The sequence below is a fragment of the Nitrosospira sp. Is2 genome (genome assembly GCF_033095785.1).
In the GTDB taxonomy this organism is placed as follows: Bacteria; Pseudomonadota; Gammaproteobacteria; order Burkholderiales; family Nitrosomonadaceae; genus Nitrosospira.
Window position 1 is genome coordinate 2,807,748 of record NZ_CP137134.1, and the last position, 21,935, is coordinate 2,829,682.

19 protein-coding genes are annotated in these 21,935 nt (G+C 52.5%); 16 read left to right on the forward strand and 3 right to left on the reverse strand.

The annotated features are described in order from the left end of the window. Window positions 1-96 precede the first annotated feature (96 nt). The 5 genes from glnE (at window position 97) to R5L00_RS12340 (ending at window position 6,548) form a co-directional block, all read left to right on the forward strand. Entirely contained in the window at window positions 97-2,850 is a 2,754-nt protein-coding gene (gene glnE / locus R5L00_RS12320; protein WP_411555621.1) for a bifunctional [glutamate--ammonia ligase]-adenylyl-L-tyrosine phosphorylase/[glutamate--ammonia-ligase] adenylyltransferase, read from the forward strand. A gap of 248 nt (window positions 2,851-3,098) precedes the next feature. Beyond that, the gene (locus R5L00_RS12325) at window positions 3,099-4,019 is read left to right on the forward strand and encodes a branched-chain amino acid transaminase (protein WP_317651997.1); all 921 of its coding nucleotides are present in this window, start codon (window positions 3,099-3,101) and stop codon (window positions 4,017-4,019) included. Window positions 4,020-4,071: 52 nt separating this feature from the next. Next, window positions 4,072-4,278, forward strand: coding sequence for a zinc-finger domain-containing protein (locus R5L00_RS12330; RefSeq protein WP_107694203.1), 207 nt, complete (start codon window positions 4,072-4,074; stop codon window positions 4,276-4,278). A gap of 205 nt (window positions 4,279-4,483) precedes the next feature. Continuing rightward, window positions 4,484-5,860: a phosphomannomutase/phosphoglucomutase gene (locus tag R5L00_RS12335; RefSeq protein WP_317652000.1), complete on the forward strand. Its 1,377-nt coding sequence runs from the start codon at window positions 4,484-4,486 to the stop codon at window positions 5,858-5,860. Window positions 5,861-6,017: 157 nt separating this feature from the next. Continuing rightward, window positions 6,018-6,548 carry a low molecular weight protein-tyrosine-phosphatase gene (locus R5L00_RS12340; protein ID WP_411555622.1) on the forward strand — a complete coding sequence of 177 codons (531 nt, stop codon included), beginning with the start codon at window positions 6,018-6,020 and terminating at the stop codon, window positions 6,546-6,548. A gap of 124 nt (window positions 6,549-6,672) precedes the next feature. On the opposite strand, the gene R5L00_RS12345 is transcribed toward R5L00_RS12340, so the two are convergent. Next, a complete protein-coding gene (locus R5L00_RS12345) occupies window positions 6,673-9,498 on the reverse strand; it encodes an Rne/Rng family ribonuclease (RefSeq protein WP_317652004.1) in 2,826 nt (941 codons plus the stop codon). Window positions 9,499-9,909: 411 nt separating this feature from the next. Here R5L00_RS12345 and R5L00_RS12350 point away from each other — a divergent pair, with 411 nt between their 5' ends. Both R5L00_RS12350 and R5L00_RS12355 read left to right on the forward strand, forming a co-directional pair. Further along, the gene (locus R5L00_RS12350; protein WP_107694199.1) at window positions 9,910-10,914 is read left to right on the forward strand and encodes an RluA family pseudouridine synthase; all 1,005 of its coding nucleotides are present in this window, start codon (window positions 9,910-9,912) and stop codon (window positions 10,912-10,914) included. Between the two features lie 203 nt (window positions 10,915-11,117). After that, window positions 11,118-12,068: a S49 family peptidase gene (locus R5L00_RS12355; protein ID WP_317652007.1), complete on the forward strand. Its 951-nt coding sequence runs from the start codon at window positions 11,118-11,120 to the stop codon at window positions 12,066-12,068. Between the two features lie 174 nt (window positions 12,069-12,242). Here the strand turns inward: R5L00_RS12355 and R5L00_RS12360 are convergent, their stop codons facing one another. Continuing rightward, window positions 12,243-12,950, reverse strand: a complete 708-nt coding sequence (locus R5L00_RS12360) for an SAM-dependent methyltransferase (RefSeq protein WP_317652008.1) — start codon at window positions 12,948-12,950, stop codon at window positions 12,243-12,245. Continuing rightward, entirely contained in the window at window positions 12,947-13,543 is a 597-nt protein-coding gene (locus R5L00_RS12365) for a Maf family nucleotide pyrophosphatase (RefSeq protein ID WP_181320568.1), read from the reverse strand. Before R5L00_RS12365 ends, R5L00_RS12360 begins: the two co-directional genes overlap by 4 nt. Before the next feature lie 228 nt (window positions 13,544-13,771). Between R5L00_RS12365 and R5L00_RS12370 the strand changes: the two genes are divergently transcribed. The 9 genes from R5L00_RS12370 (at window position 13,772) to mltG (ending at window position 21,716) form a co-directional block, all read left to right on the forward strand. Next, window positions 13,772-14,272, forward strand: coding sequence for a YceD family protein (locus R5L00_RS12370; protein ID WP_107694196.1), 501 nt, complete (start codon window positions 13,772-13,774; stop codon window positions 14,270-14,272). A gap of 21 nt (window positions 14,273-14,293) precedes the next feature. Next, window positions 14,294-14,473: a 50S ribosomal protein L32 gene (gene rpmF, locus R5L00_RS12375; protein ID WP_107694195.1), complete on the forward strand. Its 180-nt coding sequence runs from the start codon at window positions 14,294-14,296 to the stop codon at window positions 14,471-14,473. A 63-nt stretch (window positions 14,474-14,536) separates the two neighbouring features. Then, window positions 14,537-15,598 carry a phosphate acyltransferase PlsX gene (gene plsX, locus R5L00_RS12380; protein WP_317652012.1) on the forward strand — a complete coding sequence of 354 codons (1,062 nt, stop codon included), beginning with the start codon at window positions 14,537-14,539 and terminating at the stop codon, window positions 15,596-15,598. Further along, window positions 15,595-16,554 (forward strand): beta-ketoacyl-ACP synthase III, encoded by a 960-nt coding sequence (locus R5L00_RS12385; RefSeq protein WP_107694193.1) that lies wholly within the window; start codon window positions 15,595-15,597, stop codon window positions 16,552-16,554. The genes plsX and R5L00_RS12385 overlap by 4 nt, the downstream gene beginning before the upstream one ends. Window positions 16,555-16,775: 221 nt before the next feature. Continuing rightward, window positions 16,776-17,714: an ACP S-malonyltransferase gene (fabD, locus tag R5L00_RS12390; RefSeq protein ID WP_375136132.1), complete on the forward strand. Its 939-nt coding sequence runs from the start codon at window positions 16,776-16,778 to the stop codon at window positions 17,712-17,714. Between the two features lie 67 nt (window positions 17,715-17,781). After that, window positions 17,782-18,522, forward strand: a complete 741-nt coding sequence (fabG, locus tag R5L00_RS12395; protein WP_181320567.1) for a 3-oxoacyl-ACP reductase FabG — start codon at window positions 17,782-17,784, stop codon at window positions 18,520-18,522. A gap of 168 nt (window positions 18,523-18,690) precedes the next feature. Beyond that, window positions 18,691-18,927, forward strand: a complete 237-nt coding sequence (gene acpP, locus R5L00_RS12400) for an acyl carrier protein (protein WP_091139682.1) — start codon at window positions 18,691-18,693, stop codon at window positions 18,925-18,927. Between the two features lie 38 nt (window positions 18,928-18,965). Next, window positions 18,966-20,204: a beta-ketoacyl-ACP synthase II gene (gene fabF, locus R5L00_RS12405; RefSeq protein ID WP_107694190.1), complete on the forward strand. Its 1,239-nt coding sequence runs from the start codon at window positions 18,966-18,968 to the stop codon at window positions 20,202-20,204. 495 nt (window positions 20,205-20,699) lie between these two features. After that, complete coding sequence (gene mltG / locus R5L00_RS12410) at window positions 20,700-21,716, forward strand: endolytic transglycosylase MltG (protein WP_107694189.1); 1,017 nt, start codon at window positions 20,700-20,702, stop codon at window positions 21,714-21,716. Window positions 21,717-21,935 lie beyond the last annotated feature (219 nt).

The window sequence follows — 21,935 nt, forward strand, 5'->3', positions numbered from 1 at the left end:
CCTTCAGGTGCCCCCATCCACGATTCCGTCGTTGATCATGCGAGTTGTCCAATGTACCGATAACCATGCAAGCCGATTTCCCGGGCAAAAAAATTGATTAAGTCTGCCCTGCCATTCAGCCGCTACCTGCAACGTTTACTGGAGAGTGAACCCGAGTTATTGCCCGATCTGGAGCAACACTTGGGTCACCCGTTTCTCCGGGACGAGATGCTCGCTCTTCTCAACGCTAACGCAAACAACACGAGAGATGAAGCGGGGTTGCACTACATCTTACGGAGCTTGCGCAAACGAGTAATGTCGCGTCTGGTGGTGCGTGATCTCGGCGGGCTGGCTAATCTTAAGGAAGTGATGACGACAATGACCGATCTGGCCGAAGTTACCATCGCGTCCGCACTCGAACATCACCGACGGTGGTTGACTGATCCCGGCCGTTTCGGCCAACCCACCAGCGGGGGGAACAACAGCTCGAACCAGGGACTGCTGGTCGTCGCCATGGGGAAGCTTGGGGGGAATGAACTCAACGTTTCCTCGGACGTGGATCTGGTTTTTATATATCCGGAGGACGGCGAGACCAACGGTTACCGGCGTATCTCAAACCAGGATTTTTTTTCCCGTCTCGGGCGAAAACTGATTGGCAGCCTAAACGATATTACGTCCGACGGATATGTTTTTCGCGTCGATATGCGCTTACGGCCTTATGGCGAAAGTGGCCCGTTGGTAATGAGCTTTGCCATGCTAGAAGAGTATTTTATTGCGCAGGGGCGGGAATGGGAACGGTACGCGTGGATCAAGGGCCGGGTCATAGCCGGTCCTGTAGCGGCAAGACAGCCGCTTGTGGAACAGATAATGCAACCGTTCGTGTTCCGGAAGTATCTGGACTTCGGCGCCTACGAATCCATGCGGGCTCTTCACGCGCAAATCCGGCAGGAAGTGAACCGGCGGGAAATGCATGAGAATATCAAGCTTGGACCGGGCGGTATCCGCGAGGTGGAATTCATTGCGCAGGTATTTCAACTCATACGTGGCGGACGCGATATCGATCTTCGCATCCAGCCGACATTATTGATATTGCAGCGTCTGGGAGAAAAACAGCATCTGCCGGAAACAGCCGTCGCCGAACTGTCGGCCGCCTATTCCTTTCTGCGCAATCTCGAACACCGCTTGCAGTATCTTGATGATCAGCAGACCCAGACCCTACCTGATGATCCGGCGGATCAGGCGCTGATAGCACAGTCTATGGGCTTCCCGAAGTATAACGAGTTTTTGCAGCGGCTTGAGAGTCATCGCGACAATGTTACTCGCCACTTCGAGAAGATTTTCGCACCGCGGCAGTCCAAAGCCCCCGATATGCTGACATGGTTGTGGCAAGGAGAAGGGGAGGGTGGGGAGATTGCGGCCGAGGCCGTCTCCACGCAACTGGTCAAAATGGGGTTTGCCAACCCAAAAAACATGCTGGACCGTTTGAGCGAATTTCGTAAAAGCGCCCGGTATCGACAACTGCCAACGTCAAGTAAAACGCGAGTAGACACCCTTGTACCACTTCTTATTGAAGCGGCAGCCAGATTCCCGTCCGCTGATATTACGCTTGAGCGTTTGTTGGGATTGCTGGAGAACGTGAGCCGGCGTGCGGCCTATCTCGCACTACTGGGGGAGCATCCCCAAGCGGTGGAACGGGTAGCCAAGCTTGTGAGCGCGAGTCAATGGGCGAGCGAATATCTTGGACGCCATCCGATTTTGCTGGATGAGTTGCTTCACCCCGGTGATGTCAAAAGCGCGCCCGACTGGTCCCGATCCAAGACCAGGTTGATTCATCAATTAAAGGACGCAGGTGGACCTTCGGGCGATGATCTCGAGCAACAGATGGATGTACTGCGCGACTTTCATCATTCCCGGATATTCCAATTGCTGGCCCAGGACTTGGAAGGAATGGTCCCTCTGGAAACGTTGAGCGACTATTTGACCGATCTGGCGGATCTTATGCTTGAGAACGTGTTGCGACTGGCATGGGCAGGGTTGAGGAAGAAGCACCGGGAGGAGCCGGCTTTTGCAATTGTCGGCTACGGCAAACTGGGTGGAAAGGAACTCGGTTACGTGTCGGATCTCGATATCATTTTTTTGTATGACGATCCTCATCCTGATGCGCCGGAGATATATGCTAGGCTGAGTCAGCGCATCAACTCCTGGCTTACCAGTTATACTTCAGCTGGATTGTTATATGAAACCGATTTACGCTTGCGCCCCAACGGCAGCAGTGGTTTGCTGGTGAGTTCGATCGAAGCTTTTGATCAATATCAGCGGAACCAGGCATGGGTCTGGGAGCATCAGGCGTTAACCCGGGCGCGTTTCGTAACTGGTGATACTCAGGTGGGAAAAACGTTTGAACGTATCCGCGACGAGGTTCTTCGCCAGCCACGCGAGTTGCCGGCACTCAAGCGCGACGTGCTGGCGATGCGGCAAAAGATGTTGGAAGCCCATCCCAATTCAAGCGGACTTTTTGACGTAAAGCATGACCGTGGCGGTATTATTGACGTTGAATTCGTCGTGCAGTATCTGATTCTGGGTTACGCGTGCGAGCATCCCGGACTGACAGAAAATATCGGCAATATAGCCCTGCTAAAACTGGCATCAAATCTCGGGCTTATCCGTAGGGAAACCGGCGAAAGGGCTCTGAGTGCCTACCGGGAATTCCGGCGCGTGCAACATCGATTAAGATTGAGCGGGGACGCAAACCTGACGGGGCCGGCCTCAATGGGTAACAAATCACAAAAATTTGTGCGGGTCGAAGTAGAACAGTTTGGTATCAGCATCGCCGCAGTGCTGCAGCTATGGGATGAAGTGTTAACCCCTTAACCTTCCCGCCTCTCGCATCGATACGTCATCTGGTCATAAGTTGGCGGACTCCCGTTTTATTCTTTTACTACCGCATGCCGGATTTTCTCGGTCGGCCGTGCTCAATAACATGAATTTTCGCTCTCCCGGCTTCCATGACCGGCATGTTGCTGTGCGCGCCTTGGCACCCATTCCTGCCCCCGCTGCGCCATTTTTAGTTGAGAAATGCGTTAGAATACGCGCGTCCCAATCCTTTCCGGAGTTTGTGAATGTCAATGGCTGACCGTGACGGTGTAATCTGGAGCGATGGTAAAATTATTCCGTGGCGTGATGCGACTACACATGTGCTTACACACACGCTGCATTATGGAATGGGTGTGTTTGAGGGCGTGCGTGCTTACGAGACGCCGCGCGGGCCAGCGATTTTCCGCCTGAAGGAGCATACCAACCGTTTGTTCAACTCGGCGCATATTTTCATGATGAAAATGCCCTATGACCAGACAACTCTGATGCAAGCCCAGTTGGATATGGTAAGGCAGAACAAGCTGCAATCATGTTATATCCGCCCAATTGTTTTTTACGGCTCGGAAGCCATGGGGATTTCAGCTAAAACGCTCTCGGTGCATGTCGCCATTGCAGCATGGCCCTGGGGCGCATACCTTGGCAGCGATGGTCTGGAAAATGGCATTCGAGTCAAGACGTCGTCGTTTACGCGACATCATGTGAATGTCAACATGTGCCGTGCCAAGTCTGTCACGACCTATGCTAATTCCATACTGGCCCATCAGGAGGTAGCTCACGACGGATATGATGAGGCGCTTTTGCTGGATGTAGATGGCTACGTGGCGGAGGGAGCGGGGGAAAACATATTTATTGTCAAGCAAGGCAAATTGTATACTCCCGACATGACTTCGTGCCTCGACGGCATAACCCGTGCTTCTATTGTAGAACTGGCGGGAGAGATTGGAATTCCGGTAATTGAAAAGCGGATTACACGCGACGAGGTGTATTGCGCAGATGAGGCTTTTTTTACGGGTACAGCGGCGGAAGTAACGCCCATTCGGGAACTGGATAACCGGAAAATTGGCAACGGAACGCGCGGCCCCGTTACGGCCCGACTACAGGGCATGTTTTTCGACTGCGTTAGCGGCAAGACCGACAGTCATGCTGACTGGCTCACGTATGTTTGATGATCCACTCTATGTCATCCAAATAAGAAAATAAGAAAATAAGGGAATATCGATGCAGAATCAGGCCACCGATAACAAACAGCGTGAAATTGAGGTTACTGCCGATGATTTACCGCTTCACTGCCCCATGCCATCCATGCTGTTATGGAATTCGCACCCGCGCGTATTTCTGCCGATAGAAAACACGGGCGAGGCGCTGTGCCCATATTGCGGAACGCGCTACGTGCTCAAGGGCGGGGCGGTTGCAGGTCACCATTAAATTTTCCAGCTTGGCTAACCCTTGTAGATTGTGATTTTACCAAGGGATTCGCTATTCCTTCATGCCCGCCCGCCTTGTCTGCCCACCAGTCGATCCCTCCACAGCCTATCGGAGGCTTTTTCGTTCTGGAGTGCCGAGCGCTATTGAAAGGAGCGCGTATTGTCCCGTCTGAATTGGCCGGCTCACTATTTCCATATATATCATCATGCATAAACTTCCGCACGAAATCTTCAAGGCCTATGACATCAGGGGCGTTTTCCAAAAAACCCTAACCGCAGAACTGGTTGAGGCTATCGGACACGCTATCGGCTCTGAAGCGCAGGCGCGCGGGATCTCATCAATCGCGATCGGCCGGGATGGCAGATTATCAGGTCCGGAGCTTGCAAATGCGCTGGCGAGAGGCCTGCAAAAGAGTGGAGTTGATGTAATAGACGTGGGCATGGTTGCTACCCCTATGCTCTACTTCGCCGCGCACACACTGTGCAATTATTCTGGTGTCATGGTGACTGGCAGTCACAATCCTCCGGACTATAATGGTCTAAAAATGGTGCTAGGTGGTGAAACTTTAGCTGCAGAGGCGATCCAGGGCTTGCGCGCGCGCCTCGAATATGATGACTTCACATACGGTAGCGGCGAGTATCGCGAGCACGACATTGCTGAGACATATCTCCGGCGCATCACTGCAGACGTACGGCTGAAGCGTCCTATGAAAATAATAGTTGATTGCGGCAATGGCGTGCCTGGCGCGTTCGCACCCACGCTATATCGCAGACTAGGGTGCGAGGTAACCGAGCTGTTTTGTGAGGTCGATGGTACTTTTCCTCATCATCATCCAGACCCGTCCGTACCCGAGAATCTGAGAGACCTCATCCGTGCGCTTAAAACCACCGACGCCGAATTAGGACTTGCTTTCGACGGTGATGGTGATCGCGTCGGGGTGGTAACCAAAAGCGGCGCGATTATTTATCCGGACAGGCAGTTGATGTTCTTGGCGGCTGATGTATTGTCAAGAAATCCGGGGGGGAAAATCATTTTCGATGTGAAATGTACTCGAAATCTGGCACCGTGGATTCAGCAACACGGCGGCGAGCCCATCATGTGGAAAACGGGGCATTCGTTTATCAAGGGGAAGTTGAGAGAAACCGATGCGTTGCTGGCCGGGGAAATGAGCGGCCACATATTTTTCAATGAACGCTGGTATGGATTTGATGACGGCCTTTATGCAGGCGCCCGTCTGCTCGAACTACTCAGTTTCCACGCAGATATCGACGAGCAATTCGCCGCAATTCCCGACGCGCTGAGTACGCCGGAGTTGCAGATCAGATTGAGCGAGGGAGAGAACTACGCGGTTATCGCACGACTGCAAAATACTGCGCGCTTTGATAACCCTGAAAACATTGTCACTACGGATGGATTGCGGGTGGAGTATAAGGACGGTTTCGGCTTGGCGCGGTCATCGAATACCATGCCCGTGATCGTGCTCCGCTTTGAGGCCGACAATGAGACCGCATTAAAGCGCATACAGGAGGATTTTCGTAGGGTCATTTTACAGGCTAAGCCAGATGCGGAATTGCCATATTAACGTGATTGAATGAAAGGAGAGGTTGCTATATTTCTGCCAGTGCGACGTATCGGCTTTAATTGTCGCCGAACCGTGCAGATGAATGGAATTATTTGGAAAGGTTCCACCGCCGTCGGGCGTATGGAGTATGGAAAAACATTATTATTGAATTGTGATGATGAGCCTGGGAGAAATTAAAAAAGTTAATGTCTTGTTTGTTTGCATGGGTAACATCTGTCGTTCACCCACAGCGGAGGCCGTATTCAGACAACAGGTCAAAGCCGCTGGCTTCGAGAAAATGATTTACATCGACTCGGCAGGTACACATGATTATCATATCGGCGCACCGCCGGACGAAAGAGCACAGAAAGCGGCAGTACGCCGCGGTTATGAAACAAACGACCTACGCGCTCGCCAAGTAAGCGAAAAAGACTTCGATTTTTTTCATTATATCCTGGCGATGGATAGAGCCAATCTTGCTGTACTCAAGCGTGAGTGCCCTCCTGAACACAGCCATAAGCTTGCGTTGCTGATGCAGTATAGCGATAAATTTTCGCATGATTTGGAAGAGGTGCCTGATCCCTATTTTGGGGGAAATCAGGGGTTCGAACACGTCTTGAATATGGTGGAAGACGCGGGGCGCGGATTGCTTAGCCGGATCCGCCAGCAACTGGAACACGATCCGGTACAGCACGGTACTTACCGTTAAATTCATTTTGCGCGCTATGCCAATTACGTGGACGAGCGTTCGAAAATTGTCCGGTGGGCTCTGACTCTGAAAATCGCGGGAGTCCATGTCCGCGCTTTTTCAGAGGTCCCTTAGGATGCAATCTTCACTTATGCGTTTCGACTTGCACTAACGGCTCATCCGGTTCCACGGCCGGAGCCGATGGAACTCTTTTTCGGCGACGTTGCGGCAGTAACGGTTCCTCAGCTGAACCCGGTTCGACGGGCTTTATTTTTTCGGGAATAGTCTCAACCATGACGAGACCGCTCGCGACCAGATCCAGGGGTTCTATTACCGGGGGTGGCTTGGGAGTAGGTAATTCTTGTCCTTCCGTGTAAGGATGTTCGGCAACTTGCGTTGCAGGTTTTTCCTGCTGTATTCCGATTGCTTCGACTGCTTCGACCGCTTTGACTGCTTCAACCCTTTCGACTGTTTCGACTGTTTCGAGTTTTTCTGCTTTTTCAGTCTCAGCAGGCTCAAGCAGCGTTCCTGAACCAGAGACGGGAAGGCCTGGAGTGAGCTCGGGGACAGGCTCTTGAACAGGTTCCTCTCGGTCCGACCCAGCTTCACGCCGCCCGCCTGCCGGTTCTGCCTGTGCCGCGTCAGAGGCTGCCGGTACAATTACATCCACAGCCTCCTCTACGGATAAAGATTCAGAATGGGGGCTGACTTCTTGGCCGGAAAGTGTCATCTCCTCTAGCGATAGAGGAGGAGTCAGAGCGACTGTTGAAGGCTCCGGGGGTGGTGCGGAAATGATTGCCGGCACCGGACCTGCATCCATTACCTCGGCCGGTTTACCTTCTCGCGCAGGCCGATCCGAACGTTCGGCTCGTTCGCGCTGTCTTCCCCCACGACGCCGGCGTCGCCCCCCTTCTTCGCTTTGCTGAGAGCCTTGTAAGCCCTCCTGAGCAGCAGGCTGTTCCTCTGCCGGCAATTTGCCCTCGGAACGTGTCTTCTCGTCCCGCGGTGGACGTGGATGTTTTTTTTGCGCGAATCGTTCACTCTGCAGTTTGACCTCGGTGCGCTCGGGACGCTGAGGCACGTCATGGGTTGAGCCTAAAGCATCGTCCGCGTTGATGCTTCGTTCGCCCCGGTGATCGCCCACGCGTTGGGGAGTCCGCAGCGATTTCTCATTTTCCTCGCGCCCTTCGCGTCCACGTTCTCGCCGTACTCGTCCGCGCTCCGGCCGTTGCGCCACTGTAGTGGCCGGAGCCGGCCGCACTTGTTTTTCCGCTCCCCCCATTTGCTTGAACCAGCCGAATATTTTATCCACAAAGGATATTTGCTCGGGTTCGTATTGCGGTTTTGGCGCTCGTATCGGCGCGGGTTGTGACGGCGTGATACCCCGCACCGCTGCTTGTTGGCGAACTGGCTTGGCGTCTGGCGCAATTGATGGCAAAGCAACGTCCTGAGCCGGTTTTTCTACCATCTGATAGCTGGTTTGAATTTCGCTAAGCTTTACATCGTCATGACGCAAGCGAGTAATGCTGTAGTTCGGCGTTTCAAGATGAACGTTCGGGATCAGTACCACATTTACTTTTAATCTCGCTTCAACTGCATGGATTTCCGACCGTTTCTCGTTTAGCAAATAGGTGGCGACGCCTACCGGCACTTGGGCATGAAGTACGGCGGTATTCTCTTTCATCGCTTCTTCCTCGATAATCCTGAGGATATGCAATGCAGAAGAGTCAGTGCCGCGAATATGACCGGTCCCGTGGCAGCGAGGGCATGTGATATAGCTGCCCTCGCCCAGCGAAGGACGTAAGCGCTGGCGTGACAGTTCGAGTAAACCGAAGCGGGAAATTTTGCCCATCTGAACACGCGCGCGATCATAACGCAGCGCTTCATGCAACCGGTTCTCCACCTCGCGCTGATTGCGCGCTACTTCCATGTCGATGAAGTCGATCACCACCAGTCCGCCCAGATCCCGAAGACGCAATTGCCGTGCGATTTCATCTGCAGCTTCAAGATTCGTATGGAGTGCGGTCTGCTCAATATCTGAACCGCGAGTGGCTCGTGCAGAATTTACGTCCACGGACACCAGCGCCTCGGTGTGATCAATAATGATTGCGCCGCCGGAAGGCAGCGTGACCTGCCGCGAATAGGCAGTCTCAATCTGGTGCTCGATTTGAAACCGGGAGAATAGCGGAACATCGTCGCGATAGAGCTTGACGCGGCCCACGTTAGCGGGCATGACATGGCTCATGAACTGGCATGCCTGTTCGTAAATACTTTCCGTATCAATCAGGATCTCTCCGATCTCCTGGTGAAAGTAATCACGAATTGCACGTATTACCAAGCTGCTTTCCTGGTATATCAGAAAAGCGCCGCTTTGACTTTTGGAGGCGTCTTCGATGGCGCGCCAAAGCTGGAGCAAATAATTCAGATCCCACTGCAACTCTTCTTCGCTACGACCTATGCCAGCAGTCCGAGCGATAATACTCATTCCTGCGGGGATACTCAATTTCGACATGACATCGCGCAATTCAGCGCGATCTTCCCCCTCTATTCGCCGCGATACCCCTCCACCGCGAGGGTTGTTGGGCATCAGGACCAAATAACGGCCGGCGAGGGAGATATAGGTGGTAAGAGCGGCCCCCTTCGTTCCACGCTCATCCTTGTCCACCTGAACGATGAGTTCCTGGCCCTCATGAAGCGCATCTTGAATGCGGGTTCTCGCCGGTTCCGCGCTTTCCTTGAAGTACGAGCGGGATATTTCCTTGAATGGAAGAAACCCGTGCCGTTCGCCGCCATACTCGACAAAAGCGGCTTCAAGGCTGGGCTCAAGACGGGTGATGACTCCTTTGTATATATTACTTTTGCGTTGTTCCTTGCCAGCAGACTCAATGTCAAGATCGATCAGCTTTTGGCCATCGACAATAGCGACACGAAGCTCTTCCGGCTGTGTCGCGTTAAATAGCATGCGTTTCATTATATGCCTCCCGCGCTCTGGTCACGGGTAGACAGCCTACGCGCAAGGGAAACAAATATCCTTACACGTATAAGAGAATATTTAGTCAGGCAACTTGATCATGGTGTCGGGCTGCGTATAAAAGATGACGATGACTATTTCTCTGGCTTGTCACTGAGGCCCTGCTTTTCTTGAAGCAGAACCTGGAATTAGTTTCAATCAGGTTTCGACTATGGCAGCCCGCGAACAGGCGCTACGAAACTGAAAACTGAAATCGACGTGTGCTTTGAGCGCGTAAATCCATTACTATCGCTACTTTATTGGTGAGCGACTTTAACCAGATTTTCGGAGTCGGCTCTTGTCCATGTGGGACAAAATCCCATCAACAGCGCCATTTTGCGCACCGGATAAAGGATAGGCTGGAACTCCGATTTGGTAAGTATAAGTAGAATTAAGGATTTAGGCAAAAAAATTCCACTGAGTGCTGCGGTCACGGAAATTATAGGTGAGGACAGCAAGGGTCAGCGTATTGACAATTTTTTGATCAAACGCCTTAAAAATATACCCAAGAGCCATATCTACCAACTGCTGCGCAGCGGGCAGGTGCGGCTCAACAGTAAGCGCACTCGCCCTGAGCATCACCTTCAATTAGGCGACGCCGTTAGAATTCCCCCGGTGAGAATGGCGGAAAGGAGTTTTCCGCTAGCGAAGAAAGTAACTGCCAGCGGGTTTATTCGTTTCAATATTCTGTTTGAGGATGAGGCACTGCTTGCCATAAATAAACCGCCTGGCGTCGCGGTTCATGGTGGCAGCGGGGTGAGCTTTGGGGTGATTGAACAATTGCGTGCCCAACACCCGGAGTGGAAGTTTCTGGAGCTTGTTCATCGCCTCGACAGGGAAACATCCGGCGTTTTACTGCTCGCCAAGACCCGCCCGGCGCTGGTGGAACTACATGGGCAGATTCGTGCGGGGGCGATGATAAAACGCTACCTGGCTCTTGTGAAGGGTAAGTGGCGCAACCAGAGACAGAACGTAAAGCTGCCTCTAAATAAATATCTCACCGCGGCGGGCGAAAGACGGGTGGCGGTAGCCGACGGCGCCGGATCAGAGGGAGTGCCAGCTCATACTGTTTTCAGCCTCAGGAAGGCCTGGCAGGACTTCAGCCTGCTGGAGGCGGAACTAAAAACGGGCCGTACTCATCAAATTCGCGTTCATCTTGCTTACCTCGGGTTCCCTATCGCGGGTGACGACAAATACGGGGATTTTGCCTTGAATAAGGAACTGGCCAGACGGGTTCCGGGGCCCAGTCTTAGTCGCATGTTTTTGCATGCTCTCACGGTTGAATTGACTCATCCTTTAACGGGCGAGCGGCTCTATTTGGAAGCGCCCCTGACGGACGAACTGCAGCGCTTCCTGCTTGGACTGAATTCCAACTGAGCGACGTTTGTTACCAGCAAACCCTGGCTGGATGGAAATACTCACTTAATGTTGATCTTACCCGCCCGCGTCTCTTCAATATCGCACTCATGGTGCGATATTGAATGGATATGCGAAAATGAAGAAGAAGGGCACGACCGAATTGGTTCCCGAGGCTGTTTTGCAGGTCTGGTACCTTACTTTACTTGAAGGATTGAATCATTATGGCTGATGCGGAAAACCGGACGGAAGGATGGGAGAAGCAGGTACTTGAGAAGCTGGCGCTCGCGTCTCTGCAAGAACATCGAAGAACGCGTCAGTGGGGTATATTTTTCAAATCTCTTACTTTCATCTACTTGTTTATTCTTTTGTTTCTCGCTACGGATTTGTTTACCGGTGATGAGATGTCGAGGGTCCGCAAGCATACCGCCCTGGTTGAGTTGCGCGGCGTGATTTCCCCTGATAGCGTGAGTAGCGCCGATAATGTTAACGCGGGGTTGCAACAGGCATTCAAGGATGCGAAGACTCAGGGTGTGATTCTGCGAATCAATAGCCCCGGTGGCAGTCCGGTGCAGGCGGGCTACATCAACGATGAAATCCGGCGTCTGCGCGCCGAGTATCCTCAAATTCCGCTTTATGCCGTCATCGAGGATGTTTGCGCCTCAGGTGGTTATTACGTGGCGGCCGCTGCCGACAAGATTTACGTGGACAAAGCCAGCGTCGTCGGCTCGATCGGGGTGCTAATGAACGGGTTCGGTTTTATGGGTGCGATGGAAAAGCTCGGTGTCGAGCGGCGATTGATTACGGCAGGGGAAAACAAGGCCTTTCTTGATCCTTTTTCTCCGCTCAATTCGCAACAGGAAAAATATGCTCGGGAAATGTTGAGCGATATACATGCGCAGTTCATTCAAGTCGTGCAGCAAGGGCGAGGCGCTCGATTGAAAGAAACACCTGAAATGTTCAGCGGCCTCGTCTGGACAGGTCAGAAAAGTATCGAACTTGGACTTGCCGATGCCATGGGCAGTGCGGAGTATGTCGCGCGGGAAATCATCAAGGCCGAACACATCGTCGATTACACAACCCGGGAAGGGTTCACTGAGCGATTGGCGAGGCGTTTTGGCGCAGTGGCCGCAGAGACGCTGATCAGTACCGGATTCGGCTGGGGATTGAGATAGGCTTTACCTTTCGATGAGGTAGAGAAGCGAAGGGGTCTGGCCGGATCAACCCACGTACGATACCAGGTCGAGTTTGAACGCTGCGACTGGGTCTGCGGGCGGTACCGTCTTCGCAGCCTATCATTCTTGAGCAACGTTGTTATTCATAAACTGCCGTAGAGGATGTCTCCAGTTCTAGCCGTGCAGGAGGAAAACGGCGGGCTGATTATGCAAATCCGGCAAGGCCTGTTTCCAGTCATTAACTGTTCTGGTAGAAATATACTCTCCCGCCAAGGTGAGATTGGACGCGACGCAGAGGATCGTGTCGCCCCGACATGCGTGCAAGATGGACTCCAGCAGTTTCTGGTTCCGATATGGCGTTTCAATGAAGATCTGGGTTTGGTCGCGAGCAATGGAGTCTTTTTCCAGCTGAACCAGCTTTTTGGCACGTCGGTCGGGCTCCACTGGCAGGTAACCGTGAAACACGAACCGTTGACCATTCAATCCGGAGGCCATCAGCGCGAGCAGTATCGAAGAGGGCCCGACCAATGGCCTTATCCGGATATTTTTTTGGTGAGCGAGCCGCACTAAACCCGCTCCGGGGTCGGCTATCGCGGGGCAGCCGGCTTCCGATAACAGTCCGGTGTCATTCCCTGTGAGGACCGGCGCAAGTAGCTTTTCATACTCTGTGGCGCGGGTATGCTCATCCAGAACCTCCATTTTGATTGTCTGTATCGGCAAGACACAACCAATTTGTTTCAAGAATTGCCGAGCGGTTTTTGGGTGTTCGACGATGAAATGGCCAAGCCCTGCTACACATTGTCGGACCGCAGGAGGGATTGCCCAGGCGATGTCCCCCAAACCAAGCGGGGCAGGAATGAGATAGAGAATTCCGGCGTTCACACTACCTCAATCCCCTCGTGTACGAGCATGTCCGACAGCGCAATCAACGGTAACCCGATCAACGCGCTGGGGTCGTCACTTACGATACGTTCGATTAATGCAATACCTAATCCTTCGGCTTTGGCACTTCCAGCGCAGTGATATGGCTGTTCCTTATCCAGGTAATTATTAATTTGCCGATCACTCAATTGACGGAATTTCACGTGGCTTGGGACAAGCCGGGTCTGGAGGCGGTCTGTCTGGCTGTTAAGCAGGCTTAGCGCGGTGAAAAATACGACTTCTTTTCCCCGGACATGCTGCAGTTGGCGCGTCGCATTCTCTCGATTCAGAGGTTTGCCGAGCTGAATGCCTTCCAGGACCGCTACCTGATCCGCGCCAATTATCAGTGCACCGGGATGAGTAATCGCGACTGCTCGAGTTTTCGCGGCGGCCAGGCGCAAAGAGGTAACATCAGGGCTCTCGCCTGCCAGGGGCGTTTCTTCTATATCTGGATTGGCGATTTCGAATGGAATCTGCAGCCGTTGAAGCAGTTCGCGTCGATATATCGAACTGGAACCCAAAACAAGCTGCTGGCCGATTTGTTGTGTTTTCAAAGCTTGTTATTGGAGATTTTGACACTCGGGAGCAAAAAATATATTATGCTCGACGTATACATGGCTTAAAAAAATCAAATATCTAAAGTGCCCGTTTGTCAATTGTATCTTATAAACATTATTAACGGGATGTTTGTCATCACATTGATAATTAGGTAAAAAACTGAAGCGGGGAAGCCGCGCGCAGAGCAAGTGCCCCTCAAGTTGATTTTGTAATATTCTACCTTTATGCCGGAAAGGCTCATCATAGATCCTGTCGATTTTGCCCATCATGCGGAGACGCATCATGGTAAAATCGCACTTTCCGAGTTTGAACGGTTACACGATTATCTGGCCGCGAATAGCGGAGAGTTGCAGTACGGCGTTACCGGCGGCGTTGATAAAGACGGCAAGCCAGTCTTGCAAATTTCGGTGAGAGGGAAAATAACCCTTCGCTGCCAGCGCTGTCTAGGTGATCTCGGGCATGTGCTCGATTTGAGCACAGTGCTGCTGCTGGCACAAAATGAAAATGAGCTTTCGCGCCTGGACGAAGATGAATCAGCTGATTGCATTTTGGCCACGCGTGAAACAGATGTTCTGGGACTGATCGAGGACGAAATAATTCTGAGCCTGCCGATTTCTCCACGGCACAACGAGGCTGAATGCTCGTTTGCCGCCCTGGATGGCCAGGGTGGTATAGCACGCGACAAGCCGCTCGCCGCATTAGCGGGGCTAAAAAAATTGCATTAAATTTCTTTAGGAGTTGAACGTATGGCAGTCCAACAAAACAAAAAATCTCCATCCAAGCGCGGTATGCACCGCTCGCATGATTTTTTGACCAGTTCACCGCTAACGGTGGATACCGGCACGGGTGAAGTGCATTTGCGCCATCATATCAGTCCCAACGGTTACTATCGCGGCAAGAAGGTCGTCAAGACAAAAGAAGATTAATCATTTCGCCCCCACCGTTCTGAGGCTGCTAGAAGCTTATCCCTGCCTTGAGGGCGCTCAAAATTGGATATTACCGTAGCCGTAGATTGCATGGGCGGCGATCATGGCCCGCAAGTGACGGTTCCCGCAGTCGTCGATTACCTCCATCGTAATCCCGGAACCGACATTGTTCTGGTAGGGCTGCCCGATGTTATCGAGTCAGAGTTGAGGGCCCTCAAGGCTACGCCGAATCCGAGGTTGAGAATTCAACCCGCAAGCGAAGTGGTCGGCATGGACGAGTCGCCAGCGCTTGCGTTACGCGGCAAAAAAAATTCCTCGATGCGAGTTGCGCTTGATCTGGTCAAAAGCGGCGCGGCTCAGGCATGTGTCAGCGCAGGTAACACCGGCGCATTGATAGCGACCTCTCGGTTTGTTCTGAAAACCCTTCCCGGCATCGACCGCCCGGCGCTCGCCGTCGTGCTGCCGACGATAAGAGGACATACCTATGTTCTCGACCTGGGCGCCAACGTCGATTGTAGCGCGGAGCACTTGCTTCAATTTGGCGTAATGGGGGCTACGCTCGTCGCTACTGTGGAGAACAAGGAGCGGCCCAGCATCGGCTTGCTTAATATAGGCGAGGAAGAGATCAAAGGTAACGAAGTGGTAAAGCAGGCCGCGGAACTGCTGCGTGACAGCGGCCTGAACTTTTACGGCAACATCGAGGGTAACGATATTTATAAAGGAACGACGGACGTGGTTGTGTGTGACGGCTTTGTCGGCAATGTGGCATTGAAGACGTCGGAAGGGGTGGCGCAAATGCTCTCCACCTTCCTCCGGGAGGAGTTCAAAAGAAACATCCTCACTAAATTTGCTGGACTCGTCGCGTTACCGGTCATCAAGGCATTCAAACGTCGTGTGGATCACCGTCGTTACAATGGCGCGAGCCTGCTGGGATTGCGCGGCATCGTCATTAAGAGTCATGGCTCGGCTGACCGTCATGCGTTTCGTTTTGCCATCGCACGAGCGGTGGACGAGGTTCGTGGCGGAATGCTGCGCCGAATGAGCGAAGGCGTGGCGCAGTTGCCGGATCATCTGAAAAATCCATCAGCAAATCCCGGACCGTTGACCGCAGCGAGTCCGGTATGAGGTACTCGAGAGTCATAGGAACAGGAAGCTACTTACCGGAAAAAGTCCTTACCAATCAGGACCTCGAGCGCATGGTGGACACGAGCGATGAGTGGATACGCACTCGTACCGGGATTGCGCAGAGGCACATCGCGGCGGACGATGAAATGGCGAGCGATCTAGCGCTGAAAGCCAGTCGTGAGGCGATAAAGTCGGCGGGGATTGGCCTGGAAGAAATCGATCTGATTATCGTGGCTACCACGACGCCGGATGTGATTTTTCCAAGTACGGCATGCATTCTGCAGAATAAACTGGGTGTCGGAAACTGCGCGGCATTTGACGTGCAAGCGGTATGCAGCGGTTTTATTTATGCGCTAGCCACAGCCGATATGTTTATACGCGCAGGCAAATGCCGTTCGGCCCTTGTGGTCGGCACCGAGATCTACTCGCGCATACTCGACTGGAGCGATCGCAGCACCTGCGTGCTGTTCGGTGATGGCGCTGGCGCCGTTGTGCTGAGGCAAAGCGACACCCCTGGAATCATTTCCAGCCATTTGCATGCTGACGGCAGCCACAGCAGTATTCTTTCTGCACCCGGCAGTATATGTGGGGGTAAGATTCAAGGTCGGCCCTTCGTCGTGATGGAAGGAAATGCGGTTTTCAAATTTGCGATAAAAGTGCTTGAAGAGGTAGTGCAGGAGGCCCTCGCGGAAAACAATTTACAAGTCTCGGATATTGATTGGCTGATTCCTCATCAGGCCAATATCCGCATTATTATTTCCACAGCAAAAAAATTGGGCATACCGATGGAAAGGGTGGTTGCCACCTTGGACAAGCAGGGCAATACTTCCGCTGCCTCTATTCCGCTGGCGCTGGATATCGCCGTACGCGACGGGCGTATCAAATCCGGTCAGCGGATCCTTCTGGAGGGCGTGGGGGGTGGGTTCACCTGGGGGGCAGTATTGATGATTTGGTGATGAATTGCCTAGGCAAGTCACTAAACCGGAATTCCAGATCGAATAATTTCCTGTTGGAAGTCCGGATATTTCCGTCAAAACCCGTCGCGCTGCTGGGTCAAACGGCATTAGAGGCAATCAAGTTCCAGTTTGTCATTATCCATGTGGTTGAAGCACCATGAATCCATCCGCCAATCCCGTAGGCTCATCTCGTTAATATGCTGACAGCAACGGAACATCCCCTGAAATTCGCATGTGTTTTTCCTGGTCAAGGATCGCAATCGCTAGGGATGATGGCGGGTTATTCGGATTTCCCCATCGTGCGTGAGACATTTGTGGAGGGCTCCGATGTTCTTGGGGAGGATTTTTGGGCGCTGATTAACGATGGTCCGGCCGATAAACTTAACCTGACTATTAATACCCAGCCCCTCATGTTAATCGCCGGCATTGCAGTATATCGCGCTTGGCAAAGCCTCGGCGGACCTGAGCCCATGTTGTTGGCTGGCCACAGTTTGGGCGAATACAGTGCATTGGTCGCGTCCGGTGCCATGGAATTTGTCGACGCACTGCCATTAGTGCGTTTTCGAGCAGAGATAATGCAACAAGCAGTACCTGAAGGTGTTGGGGCGATGGCTGCGATTCTGGGCTTGGCTGATGAGGTGGTGAACGCAGTCTGCGAGGAGATTTCAAATTCTTCCGACGGGGAGTTGTTGGAACCAGCGAATTTCAATTCTCCAGGTCAGATAGTGATCGCCGGTCACAAGGGGGCTGTTCTGCGCGGGATGGAACTGGCGCAAGCCAAAGGCGCAAAACGCGCAATAATGTTGCCGATGAGTATTCCCTCGCATTGCTCCCTGATGGTGGCAACGGCAGATAAGATGCGGCAGCGGCTCGAGTCAGTTGCATTGAGATCTCCGCGGGTACCGTTGTTACATAATGTGGATGTGCAGCCGCACGAAAATGACCGGGATATAAAAAATGTCTTGGTTAAGCAACTGTTCAGTCCGGTGCGCTGGACAGAAACTATCTGCTCTTTGGCCGCAGCTGGCGTCGGATACGTGGTGGAATGCGGACCTGGCAAGGTTTTGTCGGGTCTGAACAAACGGATACATTCGAATTTGCACAGCCTGGCGCTGACAGACAGTGCGGCGCTGCGGCAGGCAGCAGGCATATTTGTCTAGTTTTACGTCCGTGAAGTTTTCCTGCGCAAATGGTTCTTATTGACCTAATTGAACAGACTGGAGAATAATGCTTCAAAATCAAATAGCGTTTGTAACCGGAGCCAGCCGGGGCATCGGGCACGCCATCGCACTCGAACTGGGCAGCAGAGGTGCCACTGTTATTGGCACTGCCACTACAGAGGACGGCGCTCAAATCATCAGTAATTACCTGCAGGAAGCCGGCGTCAGCGGTAGAGGAATGGCACTGAACGTAAATAATCCCGCTCAGATGGAATCCGTTCTTAAGGTCGTGCACGAGGAATTCGGAGATATTACAGTATTGGTTAATAATGCAGGTATTACCCGCGACAACCTGCTTCTTCGGATGAAGGATGAAGAATGGGACGAGATTCTGGAAACTGATTTGAAATCAGTGTTTCGTTTGAGTCGTGCGGTGCTGAGAGCGATGATGAGGTCTCGTTTTGGCCGCATCATCAACATTTCTTCGGTCGTGGGCGCGACAGGTAACATTGGACAAAGCAATTATGCTGCCGCCAAAGCCGGACTCATTGGCTTCAGTAAATCGTTAGCGCGTGAAATAGGAAGCCGCAACATTACAGTTAATTGCGTTGCTCCAGGTTTCATAGCAACCGACATGACCCGCTCCCTCACCGAAAAACAGCAGCAATACCTTATGCAACAGATCCCGCTTGGCAGACTGGGTCAACCCGAGGATGTGGCATCAGCCGTTGCATTTATCGCTTCACCGGCCGCGGGCTATATTACGGGGGCGACGCTTCATGTTAACGGTGGTATGTTCATGGATTAAGGGCTTACCCTTATATATCACCCGTTAATATCTTGCGTTACTCAGCACTCAGACTATCGCAGCCGATGAGCCAGCAGGCTTTTTGCTGTTGGCAGGTGCTGCGATTTTATTAATACCGAAAACTTGCTAGAATAGCGGCGTTTTTCTTACCGGAGAAGAGGTAACTAGATGGAAAATGTAGAACAGCGTATAAAAAAAATCGTGGCTGAGCAATTGGGCGTTAATGAGGCCGACGTCAAGAGCGAGTCTTCTTTCGTAGATGACCTCGGTGCGGATTCGCTTGATACCGTGGAACTGGTCATGGCCTTGGAAGAAGAGTTTGAATGTGAGATTCCCGACGAACAAGCAGAAAAAATAAATACCGTTCAACAAGCCATAGATTATATCAACGCTCACACCAACTAATATCTACTTGCTTCGCGCATACCGAAATCGGAGTCATCTTGTCCAAACGTAGGGTGGTTATCACCGGGATGGGCATCATATCGCCCGTGGGTAACACCATTCCAAATGCATGGGCCAATGTTCTTGCCGGAAAATCGGGTGTTGGACGTATCACGCGTTTCGACGCTTCCGCATTTGCTTCCCAAATTGCAGGGGAAGTGAAAGATTTCGATGTTACGGATTATCTCTCCGTAAAAGATGCGCGCCGGATGGACGTCTTTATACATTACGGCATGGCAGCGGCGATCCAGGCAGTAAAAGACGCTGGTATTGAGGATGCTCGGCATGATGCCGAGCGGATCGGCGTCAACATTGGCTCTGGTATTGGCGGGTTGTCGATGATTGAAGCTACGCACGACGCATATCACAGTGGTGGCCCGCGCAAAATTTCGCCTTTCTTCATTCCTAGCACGATTATCAATATGATTGCCGGAAATCTGTCGATCATGTTTGGCTTCAAGGGGCCGAATCTGGCTATCGTCACTGCCTGCACCACCGCGACCCATTGCATTGGCGATTCCGCTCGCATGATCGAATATGGAGATGCGGACGTGATGGTCGCCGGTGGCGCCGAGTCATGCGTTACACCCCTCGCCATCGGTGGCTTTGCCTCGGCACGCGCGTTGTCCACTCGCAATGATGATCCCGCGACCGCCAGTCGTCCGTGGGACAAGGACCGTGATGGCTTCGTTCTCGGTGAGGGCGCGGGAATACTCGTTTTGGAAGAAATGGAACATGCAACACGCCGCGGGGCGAAGATCTATGCCGAGCTAGCAGGCTTCGGTATGAGCGCGGATGCCTATCACATGACTGCCCCGTGCGAAGATGGAGAAGGCGCCGCGCGTTGCATGACCAATGCTTTGAAAATGGCAGGGGTAAATGCGACCGAAGTGGACTACATTAATGCTCATGGCACTTCGACGCCACTCGGCGATATTTCGGAAACGATAGCGGTTAAACGCTGTTTTGGTGATCATGCAAAAGAACTGGTGGTGAACTCTACAAAATCCATGACCGGCCACTTGCTTGGCGCGGCAGGCGGAGTAGAGGCCATTTTTTCCGCTCTCGCGGTATACCATCAGGTTTCGCCGCCGACAATCAATATCTTTGACCAGGATCCCCAATGTGACCTGGATTATGTAGCAAATGCTGCCCGAGAGATGAAGATTGGCGCCGCAATGTCGAACTCCTTCGGCTTCGGCGGTACAAACGGGACGTTGATTTTCCGCAAAACGTGACTGTTATCACCAGAGACCCCCAAAAACCCATTGGGGCGACGGCGTCATGATGCGGAGGGGGTGCGTCAAAAGTGTAGGCGCCAAGAATGCAGTCGTAGCAAGGCGTTCCCCAAAAAAGAGGCAATCCGGGAGGGGAACGGCGCCAGTGGCGTGGCGGCAGCATTCCATCACTGCCCGATTTTCCTTCACGCAGTTGGGGAAAGGCTTTACAGCGGTCCGTCTGCCACGGGAACTCGTGCCAGGGAGGTCCAAAAAGAAAGCCCGAACCACCGAAAGTTCATCTACTGTTCGTTCACAACGGTTTTACGTCTCTCATCTCCACGGGCGCCGGCAGCAAAAAAGGGGCCCAGCTTATCCAGATCGTAACAAGCTTTGTGGCTATCGCACTTTCGAGGGTGGGTTTGTTTTAGAGCATTCCGCCGAGCACCCGGGCTTTCGCCGAGATTTGCATGGTAATGCACTCTCTGAGGGACCGAGACACAGGCTCCGCTACCTATGCGCACCTTAAAACGCCTGATCGTCGCCCTATTTATAGGCATCCTGCTGGTTATAGGGTGGCTTGCCTACCAGTTCACTGCTCCCGTTCGGCTTCCGGTCATTCCATACGAGTTCTCGATTAAGCAGGGCAGCAGCTTAACCAGCGTTGCAAATCAATTAGCCAACGCTGGAATTCTGGGTGATGCGCGGCTATTCATATTGTTGTCGCGAATCAAGGGGCTTGCCTCGTCCGTAAAGGCGGGCGACTATGAGTTGGCTGCGCCCATTTCACCACTTGAGCTGCTTGAACGGATTACGAAGGGTGATATCACTCAAAGCGAGATAAAATTCATAGAAGGCTGGACATTTTCACAACTCAGGCAAACGCTGGATGAGCATCCCGCGCTGCGGCACGATACCGCCAACCTGAGTAGTGGTGAAATCCTGCAACTCATCGGTGCTACCGAAACGGCGGCGGAAGGTTTATTTTTCCCGGATACCTATTTTTTCGCGCGGGGCAGTAGCGACACCGCAATTTTGAAGAGAGCCTATCGCGTGATGAAAAATCATGTTGATAGCGCATGGGACCAACGTGCGGCCGATCTGCCGCTGAAAGCTCCGTATGAGGCCCTGATTCTTGCCTCAATCGTTGAAAAAGAAACCGGCAGAGAGAGCGACCGTGGCATGGTGGCTGCCGTATTCGTCAATCGGTTGCGGTTTAACATGCTGCTGCAAACTGATCCCACAGTCATTTATGGGATGGCCGACAAATTTGACGGAAACCTGCGTAAGAAAGATCTTTTAACTGATCAGGTATACAACACCTATACGCGTCGTGGTCTTCCTCCAACTCCTATTGCTTTACCTGGTTTGGCCTCTATCCACGCTGTGCTCAACCCTGCGAAGACGGATGCGCTCTATTTTGTTGCAAAGGGGAATGGTGAATCTCATTTCTCCACAAATTTAGCAGATCATAATCGCGCGGTATTGAAGTACCAGAAAGCACCGAATGCAGCACCAAGGGCAGTAAAGTGAAACCCTTCATATCCACTCGGGATAATGTGCCGGCGATTTTGCGTTAGGGCTGGCCGATCAAGCTCGATGTGGGGGAGATCGCTTGTACGCTTACGTTATGAAAGTATGAATTGAACATTCCCCCCTAGAAAAGTAAAATAGCGCCCTATTTGATAATAAACAACAAAAAAGAACAGGCAAGATTGCGTTCTTTTTTCAGCCGATGCTGGGAAAAGCCAA